This window comes from Variovorax flavidus (assembly GCF_030317145.1).
Taxonomy (GTDB): Bacteria; Pseudomonadota; Gammaproteobacteria; order Burkholderiales; family Burkholderiaceae_C; genus Variovorax; species Variovorax flavidus.
Genome location: NZ_JASZYE010000016.1, coordinates 1 through 20,266 on the forward strand (window position 1 = coordinate 1; position 20,266 = coordinate 20,266).

At 64.6% G+C, this 20,266-nt stretch carries 17 protein-coding genes; 13 read left to right on the forward strand and 4 right to left on the reverse strand.

The genetic code is table 11. From position 1 onward, the window contains the following. Window positions 1-157 precede the first annotated feature (157 nt). The 4 genes from QTH90_RS30270 to QTH90_RS30285 all read right to left on the reverse strand — a co-directional run bounded on the left by QTH90_RS30270 (window position 158) and on the right by QTH90_RS30285 (window position 3,691). A complete protein-coding gene (locus QTH90_RS30270) occupies window positions 158-643 on the reverse strand; it encodes a GNAT family N-acetyltransferase (protein ID WP_286668285.1) in 486 nt (161 codons plus the stop codon). Window positions 644-1,683: 1,040 nt separating this feature from the next. Then, window positions 1,684-2,352: a P-loop NTPase family protein gene (locus tag QTH90_RS30275; RefSeq protein ID WP_286668286.1), complete on the reverse strand. Its 669-nt coding sequence runs from the start codon at window positions 2,350-2,352 to the stop codon at window positions 1,684-1,686. A gap of 4 nt (window positions 2,353-2,356) precedes the next feature. Then, entirely contained in the window at window positions 2,357-3,190 is an 834-nt protein-coding gene (locus QTH90_RS30280; protein WP_286668287.1) for a VOC family protein, read from the reverse strand. Between the two features lie 90 nt (window positions 3,191-3,280). Continuing rightward, window positions 3,281-3,691 carry an Imm70 family immunity protein gene (locus tag QTH90_RS30285; protein ID WP_286668288.1) on the reverse strand — a complete coding sequence of 137 codons (411 nt, stop codon included), beginning with the start codon at window positions 3,689-3,691 and terminating at the stop codon, window positions 3,281-3,283. Window positions 3,692-3,992: 301 nt separating this feature from the next. Between QTH90_RS30285 and QTH90_RS30290 the strand changes: the two genes are divergently transcribed. The 13 genes from QTH90_RS30290 to QTH90_RS30350 all read left to right on the forward strand — a co-directional run bounded on the left by QTH90_RS30290 (window position 3,993) and on the right by QTH90_RS30350 (window position 19,873). Further along, window positions 3,993-4,472 (forward strand): RrF2 family transcriptional regulator, encoded by a 480-nt coding sequence (locus QTH90_RS30290; RefSeq protein WP_286668289.1) that lies wholly within the window; start codon window positions 3,993-3,995, stop codon window positions 4,470-4,472. Window positions 4,473-4,518: 46 nt separating this feature from the next. After that, a complete protein-coding gene (locus QTH90_RS30295) occupies window positions 4,519-5,745 on the forward strand; it encodes an MFS transporter (protein WP_286668290.1) in 1,227 nt (408 codons plus the stop codon). A gap of 703 nt (window positions 5,746-6,448) precedes the next feature. Then, window positions 6,449-7,717, forward strand: coding sequence for an urea ABC transporter substrate-binding protein (locus QTH90_RS30300; RefSeq protein ID WP_286668291.1), 1,269 nt, complete (start codon window positions 6,449-6,451; stop codon window positions 7,715-7,717). 12 nt (window positions 7,718-7,729) lie between these two features. Then, complete coding sequence (locus tag QTH90_RS30305; protein ID WP_286668292.1) at window positions 7,730-8,596, forward strand: branched-chain amino acid ABC transporter permease; 867 nt, start codon at window positions 7,730-7,732, stop codon at window positions 8,594-8,596. A 13-nt stretch (window positions 8,597-8,609) separates the two neighbouring features. Further along, the gene (locus QTH90_RS30310) at window positions 8,610-10,481 is read left to right on the forward strand and encodes an ABC transporter permease subunit (protein ID WP_286668293.1); all 1,872 of its coding nucleotides are present in this window, start codon (window positions 8,610-8,612) and stop codon (window positions 10,479-10,481) included. Beyond that, on the forward strand, window positions 10,465-11,160 hold the full coding sequence (locus QTH90_RS30315; RefSeq protein WP_286668294.1) for an ABC transporter ATP-binding protein: 696 nt from the start codon (window positions 10,465-10,467) through the stop codon (window positions 11,158-11,160). Before QTH90_RS30310 ends, QTH90_RS30315 begins: the two co-directional genes overlap by 17 nt. Window positions 11,161-11,220: 60 nt before the next feature. Next, window positions 11,221-12,231 (forward strand): alpha/beta fold hydrolase, encoded by a 1,011-nt coding sequence (locus tag QTH90_RS30320; protein ID WP_286668295.1) that lies wholly within the window; start codon window positions 11,221-11,223, stop codon window positions 12,229-12,231. Between the two features lie 2 nt (window positions 12,232-12,233). Continuing rightward, the gene (locus QTH90_RS30325; protein ID WP_286668296.1) at window positions 12,234-12,449 is read left to right on the forward strand and encodes a hypothetical protein; all 216 of its coding nucleotides are present in this window, start codon (window positions 12,234-12,236) and stop codon (window positions 12,447-12,449) included. Beyond that, the gene (locus QTH90_RS30330; protein ID WP_286668297.1) at window positions 12,433-13,893 is read left to right on the forward strand and encodes an amidase; all 1,461 of its coding nucleotides are present in this window, start codon (window positions 12,433-12,435) and stop codon (window positions 13,891-13,893) included. The genes QTH90_RS30325 and QTH90_RS30330 overlap by 17 nt, the downstream gene beginning before the upstream one ends. Further along, window positions 13,883-15,001 carry a transporter substrate-binding domain-containing protein gene (locus QTH90_RS30335; protein ID WP_286668298.1) on the forward strand — a complete coding sequence of 373 codons (1,119 nt, stop codon included), beginning with the start codon at window positions 13,883-13,885 and terminating at the stop codon, window positions 14,999-15,001. The genes QTH90_RS30330 and QTH90_RS30335 overlap by 11 nt, the downstream gene beginning before the upstream one ends. After that, window positions 15,001-15,624 carry an ANTAR domain-containing response regulator gene (locus QTH90_RS30340; protein ID WP_286668299.1) on the forward strand — a complete coding sequence of 208 codons (624 nt, stop codon included), beginning with the start codon at window positions 15,001-15,003 and terminating at the stop codon, window positions 15,622-15,624. The genes QTH90_RS30335 and QTH90_RS30340 overlap by 1 nt, the downstream gene beginning before the upstream one ends. Next, entirely contained in the window at window positions 15,624-16,823 is a 1,200-nt protein-coding gene (locus tag QTH90_RS30345; RefSeq protein WP_286668300.1) for an amidase, read from the forward strand. The genes QTH90_RS30340 and QTH90_RS30345 overlap by 1 nt, the downstream gene beginning before the upstream one ends. A 749-nt stretch (window positions 16,824-17,572) precedes the next feature. Beyond that, complete coding sequence (locus QTH90_RS30350; RefSeq protein ID WP_286668301.1) at window positions 17,573-19,873, forward strand: lactonase family protein; 2,301 nt, start codon at window positions 17,573-17,575, stop codon at window positions 19,871-19,873. The last annotated feature ends 393 nt before the right edge of the window (window positions 19,874-20,266 follow it).

Here is a 20,266-nt window from a genome sequence, read left to right on the forward strand (position 1 = left end):
GCGCCTTCTGGCTGTCCGTGTAGTAGGTCCGCGTTCGATACTTCATCTGCAACATCCTTCTGCCTACGGCAGTTTTCAGTGTGTTGCATCGACCGGTTGAATCCGCAGCCCGAAGCGGAATCTCGCCTTGCTCCGAAGCAGCCATTGAACTTGACTGCTAGAAGCGCTGATACATCACAAGCGCGTCGGTGTACCCCTGCGCTGGATGAAGAAAGGCCTCGGGAATCCGGCCGACTATCTGGAACCCCATACGCTGCCAGAGCGCGACCGCTCTATGGTTGCTTGCAAGCACAAAATTGAATTGCATCGCTCGGTACCCTGCAGCGCGTGCCTCTTCGAGCGAATGCGCGCACATCGCGCTTCCTACGCCGCGACCATAGGCATGGGTCGCGGTCATGTAGCCGCAGTTCGAGACGTGCGCACCGCCCCCTTTCCGATTGGGGTGCAGGACATAGGTCCCGACGAGTTCGCCGTCGTCCTGGGCGACGTAGCAGACGTTGGCAGGTGCAAGCCAGGCACGAAGCGCCTCGTCACGCGCGGTGTCCCGCGGAAAATCGTATGTATCGCCAGCACGAATGACCGGTTCGAGAATCGCCCAGAGGCCATCCTCATCGCCTGAAACCGCTTTTCTTATCTGAAGCATCGAAAGTTTTCTCCTCGGCCGAGAATCTTAAGCTCTTATCAACAGTGTCATCACCATAGCGGCGCCCACTGGCTGGCAGTAGCCTGTCGGCTACCAAGCCCTTCAGGTGCACACGTCACATTCGCGCCACTCTGAAGCGGTCGCTCAAAAGCCTTTCCACGGAGAGAGGCGGTGCCGTAGGCGACTTGCGAAAACTTGCACCGTTCGACGCCGCGGACTACTTGTGAGGGTGACCGTCCAAAGGCGACAAGCGTAGGCCACTTGACGTGTCCAGGGCCGGACAGGGACCTGCGGTTCCAAGCCGACTCGTAGCATTGAAGTCCACCGATACAAACTGGAGCGATTGCCCTTCATCGTATGCCCACTTTCCGTCTGGATTGCGGCCAACATACGAATACACATGCGAGCGAGGTATTCCGTAAAGTCCGAGAAATCCTGCGACGTATTGCGCACGTACTAGGGCCAAATGGTCCTGGCTCTTACGGTCGCCTTCGCTGTCATTGCTAAAGCCCGTGACGATTGCCGCACCAAACCAACAAAAATCTTGTTGGCGAAGCTCTGCAACGGCACGTTGGACTCGACTAAGTTGCTCTTGGGTCAGAGAAGTCGCATGCGGCAAAAATGTGACCTCAACTCCTCTGGCTCGAGCGGGACTAAGGGAATGCGTGGAAGATGCGGCCAGAATTGCCGCAACGGCTACCAGGAAGTTGAGTCGGCGGTTCATGCTTTCTTTCGGGCCTAGTCTAGCGTCCGCCCTTGGCCGTCAGCCACTTGGTGAAAGGGTCGGTCAGCCTGGTCGAAGCGAGAGCAAACTCTTCGCGCACTTTTTTCAATGACGGCTCCCAGCCCATGGCCGCTTCAACCTCGCCAACACACCCCCAGCAGTCGCCGCCGCAGTCTACCGACAACGGCATCGTCTCCGTCTAGCACACGTCCGAAATCTGGCATTTCATGGGCCGATTGTTGCCCGCCATGTCGTCAGTGCGCACGCGCTGCGAAGCCCGAGTGCGACCGTCCGGTTCTGGCCGAGTTCTGCCTTTTCAGGGAGACGAACGGTGGATGTGGCCGATGGTCTCGAGGAAGTCGATGCTGCGTCGAAACGCAGTATCGATGTCAGGCGGCCTGACCGCGATAGCAAGTTTCGGGATGGACATCTGTTCGAAGAGCCCATCGCAGAGCTCGGCGTAGTCGGACCAAAAGCGGTGCATGCCCTCTGTCTCGTGCAATTTCCGCGCGAGCGAGTAGCGCGTCTTCTCCAAGTAGCGGGAGACCTTGGTCGACCAGGCCGCCCCTCTGTGGGCAGCGATGCCGCGGGTGTGGGCGGCAGTGTCGGCGGGGCGCAGGTAGACGACCGCCGGGCAAACCGCTCGCACGAGATGCTCGAACTGTGCGACGTAGCCGTGCGCATCCTCGCTCTCCTGCTCCATCAGGAAGCGCACAGTGCTTTGAAATGCGCTGCCTTCGAGGATGCACAAGCCGCGGTTGGATTGAACCCGCTCCGCAAATGCGTTCCAGCTCTGCAAGCACCTCGATGCGAATCCCGGCTGTTCCCGAGTCATCGTCAGCGACGCGGGATGCACCGGATGGTCTCGGTCCTCCTCTCGATGCCATACAGCTTGGCGTCCCGAAGAGACAGCGAAGGCACAGAGGCGCTCGGCCAGCGTGGTCTTTCCAGTTCCCGGAAGGCCTTCAACCAGAACCAGATGCATCGCGCTAGCCAAGCTCGGCCAAGACTTCGACCAGGCGAAACGCCAGTCCGCCAGTGGCGCGCCGTGACAGCAGGACCTCACCGGCCGCATCCTCGTCCAGGAGCTCGCGACCGACAAGGAAACGTCGTGCGGCGCCGAGGTCGCGGACCGCAAGAGTCAGCGACTGAACGAGGTTTTGCTTGCCTGCCGCCAGTTGTAGCTCCACACCGTCCGCAATCGCGACGGGCCACGAGGTCGATTCAGCGAGCCTCTGCCATTTGTCCGCTGCGGCTGCAAGGTCTGGGCTCGACATCGCTATTTCCTTCAATCCGACCAAACCAAGGGGGCCTCCGCTGCAGGCAGCCAAAGCGCCTCGTTCCAAGTCTCTACGCTCCGGAGTACTCAGCCCTTTCCTCCACGGCACGATGGGGGCATCGGTCCCCCAGTCGCAGACGAATACGCAACACGACTCGCTGGAGAGGTCCAGGATGACTGAATTCGTGAAGTTGGTCCGCACCTCCCCGCGCTCGTCCTTCGAGGCATAAACCCGCGGAGCTTTGCAACTCAGCCCCACGGCACTGAAGCGAGCAAGAGTTTCCGAGAGCTCAGCAGGCGCGAGAGCAATCTGGTGAAACAGAGGGAGTGGGCAATCCGCCGGCAAGTCGGAGTTGTCCGCAGCTGCCCAGATTTCCAGGTTGGTATTGCCGACCCCAATCCAGCCATAGGTGGCAAATGGCGCGTGCTGAAGGGGCCAAGTTGCCGGGAGGCCGAGCTGTCTGTGCAGGAGGTCGAACAGTGCCTCTGCCGCGGCGGTACGAAGGACCACATGGTCGATTCCGAGATATGGGCGCGCTGCCACCTGTTCTCCATCATCCATGCCGCCGGATGGCGGCTTTCGGGCAAATTGTGCCCGGCCTGCGACCGTCCGCTCCTGGCCGGCAGAAGCCCGTCACTCAAGAACGGCGTCCCGCCGTTCCTCGGCAGAGGCCGCCAGAGCCTCCTCCAGGATGCTGAATACGTCGCGGCCGGTGCTCGATACGAAGTAGTTGCCAAGGCTCGTGATGTGCGGTGCGATGGTGTCGCCCCAAGGTGGTTTGGGCTGGCGGTTCTCGATGTCCCACACCACAGACGCCGGAGGCAAATTGCTCAGCGTCGCTTTGGCCTGCTGCAGCTCCGCGAGCGCGAGCAAGGCCTTCACGTGCGGCAAACGGCCTTGGTAGAGCTCGTTCATCAGGTGGGGGAAGCGGCTGCCCCAGCCAGTGGGTTCGCAATGCGCGCTGATGGTTGAGAAGAACGAATGCACGAAGGACGGCGCGCCGAGTTCGTCCGTAATTGAGCCCACCGTCACCCCGACTGCCATCACCGCTCCTTATGTGTTGGCGTCGACAGCTGCGCCGCCTGTGTATGACTGCTATCGAGCCGATTCTGCCTTGAAGCCGAACGACCGGTTCTGGCCGCAACCGGCTGTCTGCTCATTCTGGTCTCTGTCTGGAGAGTGCGCACGCGCTTCGACGTGGTGATCGAGCGCCATGCCCCATCCCGCCCCCCCATCCCGCCCCCGGCCGGAGCGAGCCGGGCTCCGTCTGCCATGGCACGTGAGGATGGCACAGTTCGTTAAATATGGATACGATATATCCAGATAATCAACCGGATCCGAACCGATGAAGATGAGCGAAGGCGTCGAATGGGCGCTGCATTGCTGCTTGACCCTGGCATGGCTCGCAAATGAAGGTCCCGTACCGACATCGACCCTGGCCGCGGCATTCGACGTGCCTCCCCACTATCTCAATAAGTTTCTGCAGGCGTTGGTACGTGCCGGCGTCCTCACCTCCGCGGCTGGTGCCAAAGGGGGCTTTCGCTTGGCGAGGAATTCAAGAGATATATCCCTGCTCGACATCGTCCTGGCCATCGAGGGCGACGACTGGGCGTTCCGCTGCACGGAGATCCGCCAGCAAGGCGCAGGGTGCGACGCGCACAAGCGAGAGTTCGCGCGTCCCTGCGGCATTGCGGCGGCAATGCGCAAGGCGGAGGAAGCCTGGAGAAACGAGCTTGCCATCCAGACCCTGGCGGACTTAGTGGAGACGGCTCCAGCGACTGGCGAACACCGAATGATGCGGTGGTATGCGGGGCGTGGGCGCTGACAAACAGGTGAGGGCTCGGCTCTCTTTTTTTGAAGATCAAATCTAGATGTCTAATATCCTGATTAAGGATGAGCAGTCGAGAGGCGACTGCACCGAGGTCGCTGCAACCGGCATGCGCTCTATCTGGGTTCTCGCGCTCGGTACCTTCGCGGTCGGCACGGATGCCTTCATCGTTTCGGCGTTCCTTCCACAGATGGCTCGGGAGTTGGCGATCCCTCTGGGCGTGGCCGGGCACTCCGTCACGGCATTCGCGCTTGCCTACGCTCTGCTCGCGCCCGTCATTGCGACCTTGACATCCACGATGGCCCGCCGACGGCTTCTGGTCTGCTCCCTGGTGCTACTTGGTATCGCCAACTTCGCTTCTGCGTTGTCCTGGAGTCTTGGCATTCTCGTTGTCACGCGCGTGGCGGCGGCGGCGTGTGCCGCCGCCTACACGCCCAATGCCGGGGCGGTGGCGGCCGCACTGGCAGGTCCCCAAACGCGCGCACGGGCACTTGCCGTGGTCATTGGTGGCCTGACCTTGGCGACCGCGCTGGGGGTCCCCATCGGACACGCCGTCAGCGCCGCGTTGAGTTGGCGCGCTTCCCTGGCGCTCGTGGGCGTCTTGTCGCTCGTGGCCGCGACAGGAGTGTTCTTCCTGATGCCATCCGTCCCAGGCGGAACCAAGGTCACGCTGCTCCAAAGGCTTGCGGCGCTCAGGCGCCCGCGGGTACTGCTGATCCTTCCGTTGACGGTTCTTGGAATGGCCGCTTGCTACACGCCGTATGCGTTTACGTTGGATCTCCTGGATGCCTTGCGGGTGCCCGATTCCGCGTTGACTTTCATGCTCTTTGCCTACGGCGTGGGCGCTTTCATTGGCAACTACCTGTCCGGTCGAGGGACGGACTGCGTCGGTCCCGTGCCAATCCTGGCCGGCACTTACGGGCTCATGACCGCCTCCCTGGGAATCCTGGCCTGGTTCGCCAGCGCGCAGCTTGCCGAAACCTCGCTTCTTCTCGCCTTCCTGATGGCGTGCTGGGGAGCCAGTAGCTGGGCGCAATCCCCGGCGCAGCAGCACCGGCTCATTTCTAGCGCGCCTGAGGAGGCGTCACTGGTCGTTGCACTGAACTCGTCCTGCATCTATCTTGGTATGTCGATCGGCACGGCCATCGGCGGCCAGCTTGTCGATCACGGCGCTGTCGTGCCGCTGGCGTGCGGCGCGGGCCTGGCTGCCTTGGCGTTAACATATCTCTTGGTCACGACTGCGCGTTTGCAAAAAGGCCTTTCAAACTAGAGAAAGGTCCCGCTTTCTCAGCGAATCAACAAGTTGCGCGCGTGCGCTTGGCCTCACAGCGGTGAAGCGCGAGAACGCATTGCTCCACGAACGAATCGACCGGCTCAGCGCAGTTATCGACGTGTTGAGCAAGCGGGTGGACGTGCTCAGCGAGCGCATCGATTTGCGAAGCTGAGCAAACGGCATCGAGCCGGTACGTCGGGGCCGACCGAAGTCGACACGGAATACAGTTTCAAGTAGACGCCGCACCGGGGCTATTTCGCGCGATGGCCTCCGTTCGTCCGCTTGGAGGAGGGTGGTCTCGCCTCCAAATTCGCAAGCGCTAGTGCGCCGGCCATCGGCCAGAACCGGCCGGTCAACCGCGCCCTGGAAATCTCAGAACAAGGGGGGCGCTCTTAGAAGACCCTGAGAGCCGAGCGCCATGCTGACGCCGGAGGACGAGGCGTCGAATCCCATTGACAGGCGAATTGGCCCTACGTTAATCTCCTGTCCTCCGGCAGCTCGGCCGGATTTCTCTCGGCGCCCTTGCGGCGCAACCGGCAGCTTCGCTGGTTTTCTCCTCGGCAGTTCTGCCGCCCTTCCCGTGTCCGCGGTCTCACCGCATTCGCCGACGCAGCGATTCGTCCGCATGGCTTTGCCGTGCGCGCGGCATCCCGGGGGCACGGGCACGTTCACCACCCAGGTATCCCAGGAGACAGCCATCGTGCAAAAGAAATACGGAATCCTTGCGCAGCGCGCAGCCACCCGATTGGCAGGACTTTTCATTGCGGGAGGCCTCATGGCCTTCGGGCCTTGCGCGCTCGCCGCCCCCGACCCGATCCGCATCGGCGCCATCTTCGACAAGACCGGCGGCCTCAACATCTATGGCATCCAGCAGAGCAGGGCGCTCCACCTCGCGGTCGACGAGGTCAATGCCGCGGGCGGTGTGGCCGGACGCCGCGTCGAGGTGGCCGAGGCTGATTCGCAGTCGGAGGACGCCAAGTACACGCAGTACGCGACCACGCTGATCCTGAAAGACCGGGTCTCGGCGCTCTTCGCGGGGCTCACCAGCTCGAGCCGCGAAGCGATCCGCCCGATCGTGCGGCGCTCGAAGATTCCGTACTTCTATTCGTCGCTCTACGAAGGCGGCGCCTGCGACAGGCAGACCTTCGTGACCGGGGCGACCGCATCGCAGCAACTGAGCGTGCTGGTGAAGTGGGCCATCAAGAAGTACGGGCCGAAGGTCTACATCATGGCGCCCGACTACAACTTCGGAACGATCTCGGCGCAGTGGGTGCGGCTCTTCGCCAAGGAGTTCGGCGGTGAGGTGGTAGGGGCCGACTTCCTGCCGCTCACGTTGACGGACTACTCGCCGACCATCAACAAGATTCAGCAGGTCAAGCCCGACTTCTTGGTGGCGCTGCCGGTGGGCGCGAACCAGACGGGGTTCCTGGAGCAGATGGCGGCAGCTGGCCTGAAAAGCCGCGTGGGCGTGGTGTCGACCAACTACGGCGGCGGCAACCAGCAGGTGGTGGTGTCGCCGCAGGCGGGCGAGGGCATCGTGGCCGCGCTGGAATACCTTGCATGGATAGACACGCCTCGCAACAAGGCCTTCAAGGCCGCTTGGGAGAAATCCTACGGCAACAAGGAGCCGGTGACGGCGGTCGCGGTTGACGTCTACAACGCCGTGCACCTGTGGGCCAAGGCGGCGAACAAGGCGCAGTCGGCTGAACCCGCCAAGGTGATCCAGGCCTTCGAGGAGGGCGACGGTGTGACCTTCGATTCGCCGGGCGGTCCGGTGACGATGCAGCCGAAGTCGCACCACGTGCGCCAGAACATCTACATCGGCGTGGGCACTAAGACGCAGAGCTTCGACATCGTGGAGACCTACGCGTCGGTGGCTCCGAAGTTCGAGGACCAGGTGTGCGATCTCATCGCCAGTCCGCAGACCGCGCAGCACTTCACGCCTGGCGCGTCGAGCGCCCCGAACTGAGCGAGGCACCCGATGGCATGGGATCAATTGCTGACCGGCGTGCTCTCGTCGGTTGCCAGCGGCTCGGTGCTGCTGATCGCGACGCTCGGCCTGGCCGTGGTGTTCGGACTCATGGGCGTGGTCAATCTCGCGCACGGAGAGTTCATCATGTTCGGCGCTTACGCGGCGCTCACCGCGGTGCATGCCGGGGTGCCGTTTCCGCTCGCGGTGGCGTTCGCGGCGCTGGCCGCCGCGGCCTTCGGTGCGCTGGTCGAGTGGCTGATCGTGCGGCGCCTTCACGGGCGGCCGTTCGACACGCTGCTGGCCATGTGGGGCTTGAGCCTGGCGCTCTACCAGAGCGCGGTGCTGATCTTCGGCACCGTCACCCCCGGCATCGGCATGCCGGCGTCAAACGTGCGCATCGGTGACTACACGATCTCGAGCTACCTGCTGTTCATGATCGTGGTGGCGGGGGTGCTGATCGCGGCGGTGTATGTACTGCTCACCCGGACGACCTACGGGCTGATGGCGCGCGCCGCAATCCAGGACCCGGTCACCGCTGCGGCCATGGGCGTGCGCACGGTGCGCATCAACACCTTCACCTTCGCGCTGGGTTGCGGGCTCGCGGGGCTGGCGGGCGCAATCCTCGTGCCGGCGGTGCCGGCCACTCCGAGCATGGGCTTCGCATTCGGCATCAAGGCCTTCCTGGCGGTGGTGGTGGCGGGTCCGGTGACGCTGGCGGGCACCATCGCCGCGGGCGGCCTCCTTGGCTCGGCCGCGAGCGCGGTGGCCAGCATGTGGTCCACCGTCGCGGGCGATGTGGTGTTCTTCGCGATGACGCTCGTTGCCTTACGCGCCTGGCCGCAGGGAATTTCTGAGCGCTGGCGCTTCAAGCTCTGAAGGGAGGCTGCATATGAATACAAGCAGAACCCTCGATACCGCGATCGCGGCAAGCGGTCCGGTGCAGACCGCCTCGCCGGCCGCTCGGCGCCGCGTACCATGGTGGTTTGCCACCGTGGCAGGCACCGCAGTGCTTGGCGTCGGCGCCTTCTTCGTCGACGAGTACCTCGCCTACCTGGCAAGCTCGTGGCTGATCTTCGGCCTGCTGGGCCTGAGCCTGGACATGGTATGGGGCCGCGGCGGCATGCTGAGCCTCGGGCAGACCGCCTTCTTCGGGCTCGGCGGCTATGCGGGCAGCGTGGTCGCGATTAATTTCGCGGGCATCACCGGCAACACGCTCGTGTGGTTGCTGCCGGTCGGTGCGCTGGTCGGCGCAGGAGCCGCGGGTGCGGTCGGCTGGCTGCTGTTCCACGGCAAGCTGGGCGCACTGCAGGCCACCATCCTCACCTACACCGTCACGCTGCTGCTGTGGACCGGCAGCGTCTCGTTCTCGGTAAGGGTGGGCGATGCGGTGGTGGGCGGCGACAACGGGTTGTCCAACATCCCCGGCATGGTGGCAGGCTTCGGTAGCGAGGCGCAGGCACTGGGGCCGCAGGGCACCTTCGTGTGCGTGCTGGTGCTGTCTGCGCTGGTACTGCTGGGCGTGCGGGCGCTGCTTCGTTCGCCGTTCGGCACGCTGGTCGACTGCGTGCGCCTGAACAGTGCCAAGACCGAGCTGCTGGGCTACGATGTCCGCCGTTGCCAGTTGGTGGTCTTCACGCTGGCAGGGGCCATCGCTGGCCTGGCCGGTGCCCTCTATGGGGCTTGGGCCAATTACCTCAACCCCTCGCTCTTCAGCGCGCAACAGGCGCTGCTGGTGCCGATCTACGTGCTGGTGGGCGGCCTTGGCACGCTGGCCGGGCCGTTCGTTGGCGCGGTGACCGTCGGCGGACTGTCGTACTGGTTGGGCGGCGGTGTGGTCGGAGGGCAGACCACGCTGATCATGGGCGTGGCGCTCATCCTGTTGGTGCTCTTCATGCGCGGCGGGCTGCTGGGCGGCATCGGCGCCGTCCATCGGAGACTGCGCCCTGCACCCAGGCCAGGTCCTACCCGGCAGGCGAAGACCGCGATGGACGTCGCGCTGGTGCGCAGGTTGCGCGACAGCGTGGCGATGCCGGCCCCCGTGCTGGACGTCCGCGATGCGGTCAAGCGCTTCGGCGGCGTGGTACCGGTGAACCGGGTGACCCAGACCTTCGCGCCGGGCCGCGTGCGATGCCTGATCGGCCCGAACGGCGCAGGCAAGAGCTCGCTGCTGCGCTGCCTCACCGGTACGCATCTGCTCGATGCGGGCACGGTCGCGCTCGACGGCAGCGCGGTCACCCGATGGATGCCGCATCGCCGGGTGCAGGCCGGCGTGGGCATCAAGATGCAGGTTGCCCAGGTGTTCGAGGAACTCAGCGTGCGCACCAACCTCTGGATCGCCGCCTACAGTCGCGACCGCAGCGCCGCTAACGCGGATCGCCTGAGCGCGCAGACCATGCGCGCGCTCGGTCTCGATGTGCTGGCCTCGCGCACAGCGGCCGATCTCTCGCACGGAGAGCAGCAGTGGCTGGACCTGGGCATGGTGCTGTGCCTGCAGCCCTCGGTGGTGCTGTTGGACGAGCCCGCCGCCGGCATGACCGGCGACGAGCGGCGCGAACTGTCTCAACTGGTGCGGGTCCTGGCCGAGACGTCGGTGGTCGTGGTGGTCGAGCACGACATGGCCTTCGTACGCACGCTCGATGCCGAAGTCACCGTGCTGCATCGCGGCGAAGTGTTCGCCCAGGGTGACCTGGACACCCTGCGCCAGGACGAACGCATCCTGGACATCTATCTCGGGAGACAACAGCATGTTCGAAGCGATTGAAATCAGCGGCGGCTATTACAAGACGCTGATCGTCGAGCGTGCGAGCCTGCATGTGGGCCGCGGTGAGATCGTGGCGCTGCTCGGGCGCAACGGCGTGGGCAAGTCCACGCTGATGCGCTGCTTCGTGGGCCAGGCCACGGCCATGGGCGGCAGCGCGCGCCTGGATGGACGGCCGCTGCCGAAGAACGCAGCCGACCGCGCGCGCAACGGCCTGGGCTACGTGCCGCAAGGCCGCTTCGTGTTCCCACGGCTGTCGGTCAGCGAGAACATCGCCGTCGCGGCCGTGGCCTGCGGCCATTCGAGTGCCGAGGCGATCGACTGGGCTTTCGTCAATTTCCCCGCGCTGGTGCCCAAGGCCCGCGAACTGGCGGGCCGACTGAGCGGGGGACAGCAACAGATCCTCGCCATGGCCCGGGCGCTTGCCACGCGGCCGAAGCTGCTGCTGCTCGACGAACCCACCGAAGGCGTGCAGCCGTCCATCGTCGACGAGATCGCGCAGGTGCTGCTGCGCTTGCGGCGCGACGGGCTCGCGGTGCTCGTGGCCGAGCAGGACCTGAACTTCTGCCTTTCGATCGCCGAGCGGGCGTACGTCATGGACCGGGGCCGCATCGTGCGCGAGACAAGCAAGGCCGAACTCCAAGGGGACAAGGCGCTGCTGCAGGAACTGCTCGGCGTCTGAGGCGCATCCGTTCCCATTCCATTTCCCATTTTTTTCATTTAAGAAAGAACCCCTCACACCATGGACCACCAGATCTTCGAAGCAGGCGACATCGTCCTGCAGTCGGGCCGCACGCTTCGCAATGCGAGGCTGGCCTACAAGACCTACGGGCAGCTCAACGCCGCGCGCGACAACGCGATCGTCTACCCGACCTGGTTCGCGAGCACGCACTCGGACAACGAATGGCTGATCGGACCGGGGAAGGCGCTCGATCCGTCGGAATACTTCATCGTCGTGCCCAACTCCTTCGGCAACGGCGTGTCCAGTTCGCCGAGCAACCAGCTGGCGCCCCACGACCGAGGCCGGTTCCCGGAAGTGACTGTGTACGACAACGTGTTGCAGCAGCACCGGCTGGTCACCGAACACCTGGGCATCGAGACATTGCGGCTCGTCACCGGCTGGTCGCTGGGCGCGGTGCACGCGTTCCACTGGGGCGCGCTCTATCCCGAAATGGTGCAGCGCCTGCTGCCGTTCCAGGGCGCGGCGCGCGCGTCGCGGCATTTCCAAGTTTTTTTCGGCGGCGTGAAGGCCGCGCTGCAGGCCGATGCAGCCTACCGCGACGGCTTCTACGAGCACCAACCCGAGCGCGGGCTGCGTGCCGCCGGGCGCGTTTACGCGGGCTGGGGCTTCTCGCAAAAATTCCTGCGTGATCGCATGGACGTCACGGCATTGGGCTTTTCGTCGCTGGAGGATTTCCTGATCGAGTTCTGGGAAGGCTGGCTGCTGTCGAAGGATGCCAACAACGTGCTCGCTTCGATCTGGACGGGACAGCATGGCGACATCGCCGACAACCCCCTCTACAAGGGCGACTTCGTGGCGGCGCTCGGGGCGATCAAGGCGCGCACCATCGTCATGCCTTCGTCGAGCGACCTGTACTTCCCGAAAGAGGATTCGGCCTTCGAGGTCGAGCACATGCCCAATGCGCGGTTGCGCGTGCTCCCTTCCGACTGGGGGCACCTGGCGGGCAAAGGACTGAACGAGGCGGACAACCGCTTCATCGACAACGCACTGCGCGAACTGCTGGCGGAATGAACATGGCCGCCACTCTCGAACCGATCGCCGCCTGGGACGCCGACAGCGTGAAGTCGCTGCGGCGCGCCCTCGGCCTGCCGGAGTTGGCCCCGGCGCTGTGTGCCGACGTCGCCTTGATCCTGCAGGACCTCCGCGAGGGCCTGCGCCAAATGCCCGTACGCCCCTGGTTCGCGCCGGTGGTTCGATGGAAGGAGGCTGCGGATGTCCAGCAACCCTGACTTCGGAAACGGGCACGGCATCGATATAGACGATGCGGGCGTGGCGCAACTTGCCGCGCTGATCCGCCGCGGCGAGCTTGGTGTGGTCGAGCTCGTCGAAAACCGCCTGGCAGATCTCGAGCGCCGCGGCGCGCGCACCAACGCCTTCGCGTCGGTGAACCACGAGCAGGCCCTGGCCCAGGCGCGCGAGGCCGACATCGCGCTGACGCGCGGCGCGTCCGTCGGCCCGCTGCACGGCGTGCCGATCGCGGTGAAGGACAACGTGCTCACGCCCGGCTTCGGCAGCAGCGCTGCCTCGGGCGTGCTGGCCGGTGCGCCGTTGCAGGGCGACGCGCCACTGGTGGCGCAGCTTCGTGCCGCCGGGGCAATCGTGGTCGCCAAGACGAACATGCATGAGTGGGCCTACGGCGCAACCAACACGAGCTCGCACCACGGACCGACGCGCAACCCGTGGGACCTGCGCGCGATCACCGGCGGCTCGAGCGGCGGCTCGGCCGCTTGCGTGGCCGAAGGGCTGCTTCCGATGGCCGTCGGCACCGACACTGGCGGCTCGATCCGCATCCCCAGCGCCGCGTGCGGCATCTCGGGCATCAAGCCCGGCACAGGGCGCGTCAACGGCGAGGGCGTCCTGCCGCTGGCGTGGAGCTTCGATGCAGCCGGCCCGATGGCGCGCAGCGCAGAAGACCTGTGGGTGGGGCTCGATGCAATGCTCCCCGCGGCGGCAGGCGCGTCCGCGCGGCATGCGGCGCAGTTCCGCGCCGCGCGCGCGCAGGCACGCGTGCGCATCGGCGTGCTCGTGGGCGAGGGCTTCGAGACCGCGCGCGACGTGGGCCACGCATTCGACGAGGCGCTGCAGGTTTTTCGCCAGCGCGGCGCAACGCTGGTTCCCGTTCCGGTGCGCGGCATGGGCGCGGTGTTCGCGGCCTGGAAGGCCATCATGTATGCCGAGGCCAGCACCTTCCACCGCCAGTTCATCGGAGCCGCTGCCGAGCGCTATACACCCGAGGTGCGCGCATTGCTGCATGCGGGCGAGAGCGTTTCCGCGGTCGACTACCTCGCGGCGCAGCAGTTTCGCGCTGCGTTCGGCGAGTCGTTCGCACGCGAAATGGCGGGCCTGGCGGCGCTGGCCCTGCCGACCTTGCCGGTGACCGCGCCGCCATTGGCAGAATCGCAGGTCGAATTCGCCGGCCGTACGACCACCACCCAAGACGCCATGACCGCTATGCCCTGCCTCGCCAACTTCACCGGCCTGCCGGCGGTAAGCGTGCCCAGCGGGCAAGGGGATTCGGGCCTGCCCGTGGGGCTCACGCTCATGGGCCATCCGGGGGGCGAGTTCGCGCTGCTGGGCTTGGCGGCCGCGTACCAAGACGACTCCACGTGGCACGCAATGCGCCCGAAGCGTTACGGGGCCGTCGCAACGGGGGAGGCCGCCCATGTCCGATGAGATCGGGGTCGGCGTGCTCTTCGCGCAGACCGGCAACATGGCCGTGACCGAGCAGGCGTTGCTGAGCGGAACGTTGGTCGCCATCGACGAGATCAACGCCGGTGGCGGGGTGGGCGGCCGCCCGATCGTGCCGATCATCCAGGACCCCGGTCCCGACGCCGCTAGCTATCGCGACATCGCGCGCCACATGGTGTTGCACCACCAGGTGCCGGCGATCTTCGGCTGCTGCTCGTCGGCCAGCCGCAAGGCGGTGCTTCCGGTGGTGGAGCGGCACGGCGCGGTGCTCTTCTATCCTTCCGTGTACGAGGGATTCGAGTACTCGCCGAACGTGATCTACACCGGCCCCACGCCCGCGCAGACCATCGTGCCGCTGATCAAGTACCTGTTTGCCCATCACGGGCGTCGCTTCTTCCTCGTCGGCTCCGAGTACGTGTTCGGGCGCGAGATCTCCCGCATCGCCAAGGAATTCCTGCTCGAGAGCTCCGGCAGCGTCGCGGGCGAGACCTACCTGCCCATGGGTGCGCCCGACAGCGCCTTCGCCGAAGTGGCCGAACGCATCAAGGCCGCGCGGCCCGACGTGGTGCTGTGCACGGTGGTCGGTGCCGACACCGCGCGCCTCTACGCGGCCTGCCATGCGGTGGGCGCGACCTCGGCCGCGCAGCCGATGGCGAGTCTGACGGCGAGCGAGGCCGAGATCGCGGCGTTGAGTCCCGCGGCGCGCGCCGGCCACCTGACGGTGGCGCCGTACTTCGCGGGTGTCGAGAGCGAGGCGAGCACGCATTTCACGGCCCTCTACGAAAAACGCTACGGTGCGGGCCACCTGCCCAACGTGTACGCCGAGGCGGGCTACCTGCAGGTGCACCTCTTTGCCCGCGCCTTGCCGCGACACGGCCCAGCCGATCCCGATGAGATCGTGCGCAATCTCGCTGGCACGCGCCACGCCTTCGCTCAAGGCGAGATCGAGATCGACGCCGAGACCAACCACACCGCGCTCAAGGCCCGCATCGGCCGCTCGCGGGAGGACGGCAGTTTCGAGTTGCTGTGGGAAGATGCCTCGATCATTCGACCCGACCCTTACCTGGTGGTCTACGAACGGAAGATCCTCTGATGTCGCCCGACCCGATCCAGCTGCGCTCACTGCGCGACACCATGGCCGTTGTCATCCATCCCGACGACGACGATTGCCGCGTGCTGTGCGAACAACTGCGCCGCATCGGCTGTCGAGTCACGGCGCTGTGGCCACAGCCGAGACATCTGCCGCAGGGCACGGAGGCGGTGTTCTTCAACATTCAGTCGGAGCGCGATGCCGCGCACCCCTGGCTCGGCGAGTCTTCCCACGCGGTGCTGATCGCGCTACTGGCGTACGAGAATCCAGCGGTCCTCGAGGTCGCGGCCGCCGCCAATGTGCACGGCGTGCTGCCCAAGCCCATCCGGCCCTTCGGCGTGCTCGCGACGCTGTATGTGGCGCGGCTCCTATTTCGCTATGAGGAGCGGCTTCTCAACCGCATCGCCAAGCTCGACGAGACGCTCAAGACGCGCCGCATCGTTGAGCGCGCGATGAAGATCCTGGCAACGCGGCAGGGCATCTCGGAGGACGAGGCCTACGCGATGATCCGGCGCGAGGCGATGCGCAAGCAGCTGCCGGTGTCGTCGATGGCGGAATCAATCGTCAATGCCGAGGCCATTTACGGCCTTGCGCCCGATAGCGGCCCTTCGGGCGCGGCCGGGTGATGCGGCGCGCGCCTTGTGACAGTCCGGCTCGCTTCGGACTCGATCCCGACGTTTGGCGGCCTCCCTCGGGGCGTGGGCCACTCGACGGCCTGCGGTTCGCGGCCAAGGAAGTTTTCGACATGGCGGGCCATGTCACGCGATCAGGCAATCCGGACTGGCAGCGCACGCATGCACCCGCCGTGGCGGACGCGCCGGCGATCACGCGGCTTCTCGCGGCCGGCGCCGAGCTCTGCGGGCGCACGCTGAGCGACGAACTCGCGTTTTCGCTGGCCGGGGAGAACCTTCACTTCGGAGCGCCGCACAACCCGCGTGCGCCGGGGCGCGTTTCCGGAGGCTCGTCCAGCGGCTCCGCGGCGGCGGTTGCGGGCGGCTGCGTCGATTTTTCGCTGGGCACGGACACCTCGGGTTCGGTGCGCATTCCGGCCAGTTATTGCGGGATCCATGGCATGCGGCCGACGCACGGCGCCATCAGCACGCAGGGCGTGACGCCGCTGGCACCGTCGTTCGATACGGTGGGCTGGTTCGCTCGGGACGCGTGTGTGTTGCAAGCCGTGGGCGATGTGCTCCTGCCGTCAGGCAAGGCGTCAGGTATAGGACAGATGACGGTGCTGGCTGATGCCTGGAGCGGTGCTACAAAGGGCGTCGCCGCGGCCCTGCGGCCTGCAATGGAGAAGCTGGCCGGACTTGCGGGTGTCGCGGTCCACGAGGTCGAAGGTCTTGCGCTCGCCGAGTGGGTGCGACCCTATCGCATCCTGCAAAGTGCCGAGGTCTGGCGTTCCCACGGCGACTGGTTCCTGCGCACCAGCCCGGCCATGGCGCCCGAGATCGCGGCGCGCCTCTTCGCCGGATCGCAACTCACAGCTGCGGAGATTGCCGAGGCTCATCTGAGGGCAGACGAAGTGCGCGCCGTAGTTGCGGCGTTCGTCAGCGACGGCGGCGTCATCTGCCTGCCCTCCGCACCCGGCGTGGCGCCGCCGTTGGGTGTTTCGCGCCTGCCGGATGACACGACGAGGATGCTCGTGCTAGTGCAAACTTGCATCGCCGGGCTTTGCGGACTGCCGCAAGTCAGCCTGCCGCTGGGGGAAGTCCATGGCATGCCCGTCGGCCTGGGGCTGATCGCCGGCAAGGGCCGTGACCGGGACTTGCTGGCGTTGGCCGTCGCAGTGGAGGCTCATAGGCGCCGGATCTCCGGGCCTTGAGGTGTGCAAGCATTTCATGTCCCACCTCGTGTCCAGCGCGCAGGAACTGCATTGCTTTGGGTGGGGCTTGCCCTTCCGATGGCAGTCTATGCAGTTGTGGTCTTACTGGCCCCCCAGGACGTGTTGGACCAATTCAGCTTGCTCAGGCGGCTCTCCGAAGGTGTAAGGCAGGCTTTGTTGTCCCTTTGAACGAGTCTGGACATCCACTCGCACGCGAGGACCACGGCATTTCCGCAAGTCGCCATGCTTGCAAGTGCCCGGGGCTCATCGCAGCGCTGTATTCGTTGAGAACGTTGCTGCACTACAGAAATGTCCGCCATCTGTTTCTGCCTATCGTCCGGCGGCACAACGCGTTTCTGCTGTTGGTCGTCGCCCCGATGCTTGCATTGTTCTACTTGTGGGCGGTCTACTGCGTCGGTGGTGCCTGGAGCATGGCTCAAGGCCTCACGACAAGTTCGCGCCTTGGCGACCTATTGATTTCTTTCGGAGCCGTTGCAATGGCCGGGACCCTCATCGGAACATGGCCCACTCGGTTAAGAGCCGCGTTATTTGACCGGCCGACGGCATCGACATGACGGCGGTGGCCCGTTGCAGAAGTAGCGGCGCCGGGAAAGCCGACGTTCGACGTGGGCCGTCTGTAATTGCAATGAGGAAGAGGTCGGCCGCTCCCGGCTTTGCAGGCCCGCGCCAGTCCGTGATTGAAGAATGAAGCCTCATCGTTGATTTCATTTGGTTACACTTGATAACCAATGAACTTCCTCCATGAGCGTCGTACGCACGCATGCACCTTTGGCGCCGGTGCGAGTCAGGCTACCACCCAAACCACGGCCAAGCTCTTCATTGCAGCGCGTGACATTTCTTCAAGTAGCACTCGCGGTGTGGCGCCAGCCGCTTTGCTTCGTGTGAAAGCCGGCAGATGCCTTTCGGCTTTGGCTGCATTCAGCCTTGCTGTTTCTTTGACCGCCTGTGGCGGCGGTAGTCTCGAACCTGCAGCAACTGCGCCTCACACCATTGGCGGCAAAGTCGCTGGCTTGGAAGGCTCGGGCCTTGTCCTGCAAAACAACGCCGGCGACGACCTGCCGGTTGGCAGCACTCACGTTGTCGCCAAATCGGGCCCTGCCAGCTACACCTTCGCATTCGCCGGTAAGGTCGAGGAAGGCAAGCCCTACGCGGTCACAGTCAAGACCCAACCGACGAACCCGACGCAGACCTGCTCTGTCAGCAACGGTGCCGGCACGGTGGGCCAGGCTGACGTCACGGACGTTTCGCTTGTGTGCTCGACTCAAAGCTTTGCCGTTGGCGGCCTCGTCAGTGGCCTGCAGGGCACGGTGGTCCTGCGCAACAACGCGGGCGACGACCTGAGCGTCTCCGCTGATGGCAGCTTCGTCTTTGGCTCGCAGGTGGCCAGCGGTGCTGGCTATCAGGTGACGGTGGCGGCGCAGCCGCCGAATCAGACTTGCTCGGTGAACCAGGGCGCAGGCACCATCAACGGCGCTGCCGTGAGCAACGTGGCGGTTGTGTGCGCAACGACGGCATACACCGTCCACGGGACCTTGTCGGGGTACCAGGGCTCCGACCCCTTGGTGTTGCACAACAACAGCGGTGACCCCATCAGTTTGCAAGCCAACGGCGTCTTCCAGTTCCCGGTGCCGGTCGCTGTGGGCGCAGGCTACGCCGTGACGGTCTACACCCAGCCAGGTACGCCGCTGCAGACCTGCAGTGTGGTCAACGGCACGGGTGTCATGGGCAACCAGAACGTCAGCAATGTAGCGGTCATTTGCTCGTCCAGCGCGTTGACCATCGGCGGTACCATTTCCGGGCTGCAGGGCTCGGGCTTCACGCTGCAGAACAACGGCGGGGACAACCTTTCGGTCACCTACAACGGCTCTTTCACGTTCCCAGCCGGCGTCGTCTCCGGGGCGACCTATAACGTGACAGTGAGCGCTGCCCCCTCAATGCCCGCCCAAACCTGCACTGTGACCAATGGCACAGGCACGGCGGGACTGTCGAATGTGACCAACGTCAGCGTGAACTGCTCGGCTGATTTCGCGATGTCGATGTACCTCGCAAGTGCTGCTGGCGCTTCGAATCCCGGCCTGCTTGGCTTTGAGAACGGTCCGAGCGGATACCCCGATCCGATTCACAGCTCCTCACCGACCTCCTTCACCACGTCCAGCGGCAGCACCTCGCTGGTGCTGAACGCAGCGACGGGCACGGTTTACGAGGCGGTGGATGGCGCTGTCAAGTCGTACACCATCAACTCAGGTTCCCCCGGTAACTTGACGCTGACGTCAACGGCCAACTTCTCCTTTCCTGGCTCCGACGGCAACGTGCTTGCCTTGGCGCCGTCTGGACGAAAACTGTTTGCAGTCTCCAAGGCAGGCAACCGGCTCAGCTCGTTCGACTTGAACGTAGACGGCACGCTGGCGGGAGACTCCAGTGACCACTGGACGTTTTCGCTGATGAGCCCCGTGGACTTGGTTGTCGACCCGTCGGGCAAGTTCTTGTATGTGGCCAATGAGGGTTCGAACGATATTTCTCGGTTCCCCATCGATTCGTTCACAGGCAATGCAACGAGTCCGACCAGCGTTCCTGGCATAGGGGGCCCGTTAAAGTCTCTGGCCATTGACCCGACTGGCCGCTTCCTTTATGCCGCGGACCCTGTGTTCGGCGAGATTTACCTCTACGCTATCGGCCAGTCCGATGGTTCGTTAACGCAGGTGGGAGGCATGTCTGTCGCCAACGTTTCCCAGGTGAAGATGGACCCTTACGGAACCTTCCTCGTGGCCCTGTCCGGCGCGGCCCCAGCTGGGTTCACCCTTGTTCGACTGAACAAGGCGAGCGGCCTTTCCGTGTCGTTCAGTTCGGTCCTCACAGGAGGCACGCAGCTCACCGCTGCTGCTATTGATGCAACTGGCAGCAAACTTGTTGTAGCCGACGACGATACTGTCCGTTCGTATTCAGTGACCCCGACCAACATCCTCATGGGAAGTTCCATGCCCGTCTTCACCTCGGTCGGTAGCCGCTCGGCAATCGTGCTGGCGCGATGACCCTGCCAGATACTCACTGCCCAGTTCGGCGTTAGTGACATGCAAGGCCCGACCCGATGGACGGGCTTTCCCGTTTGGCACTTTGAACCTCGCGAATGCCGGCTTCCAACCAGTAAATGTGGTCTTGGACTGAACGTCGAGCTCGTGTCGACGCGCCGATGGCAGGCGAACTGAGGTGCTGACGAATGTCCCTGATTTCGCGTATGTAGCGAGCCTATGACATTGAGCACCAGTCGCAACGCGAGTCGCGCCGAGCGCACTTTGGCGAGGTTTTCGTTCATTTCACGGTCATTGACCGTTTGAATGCCTGCTTTCAGGCAAATCATTCCTAACCGTCGAAGCTGGCCACCGCTGCCGGCGCGACTTTGAAAACCCGACCGGCGTAAATTTGAA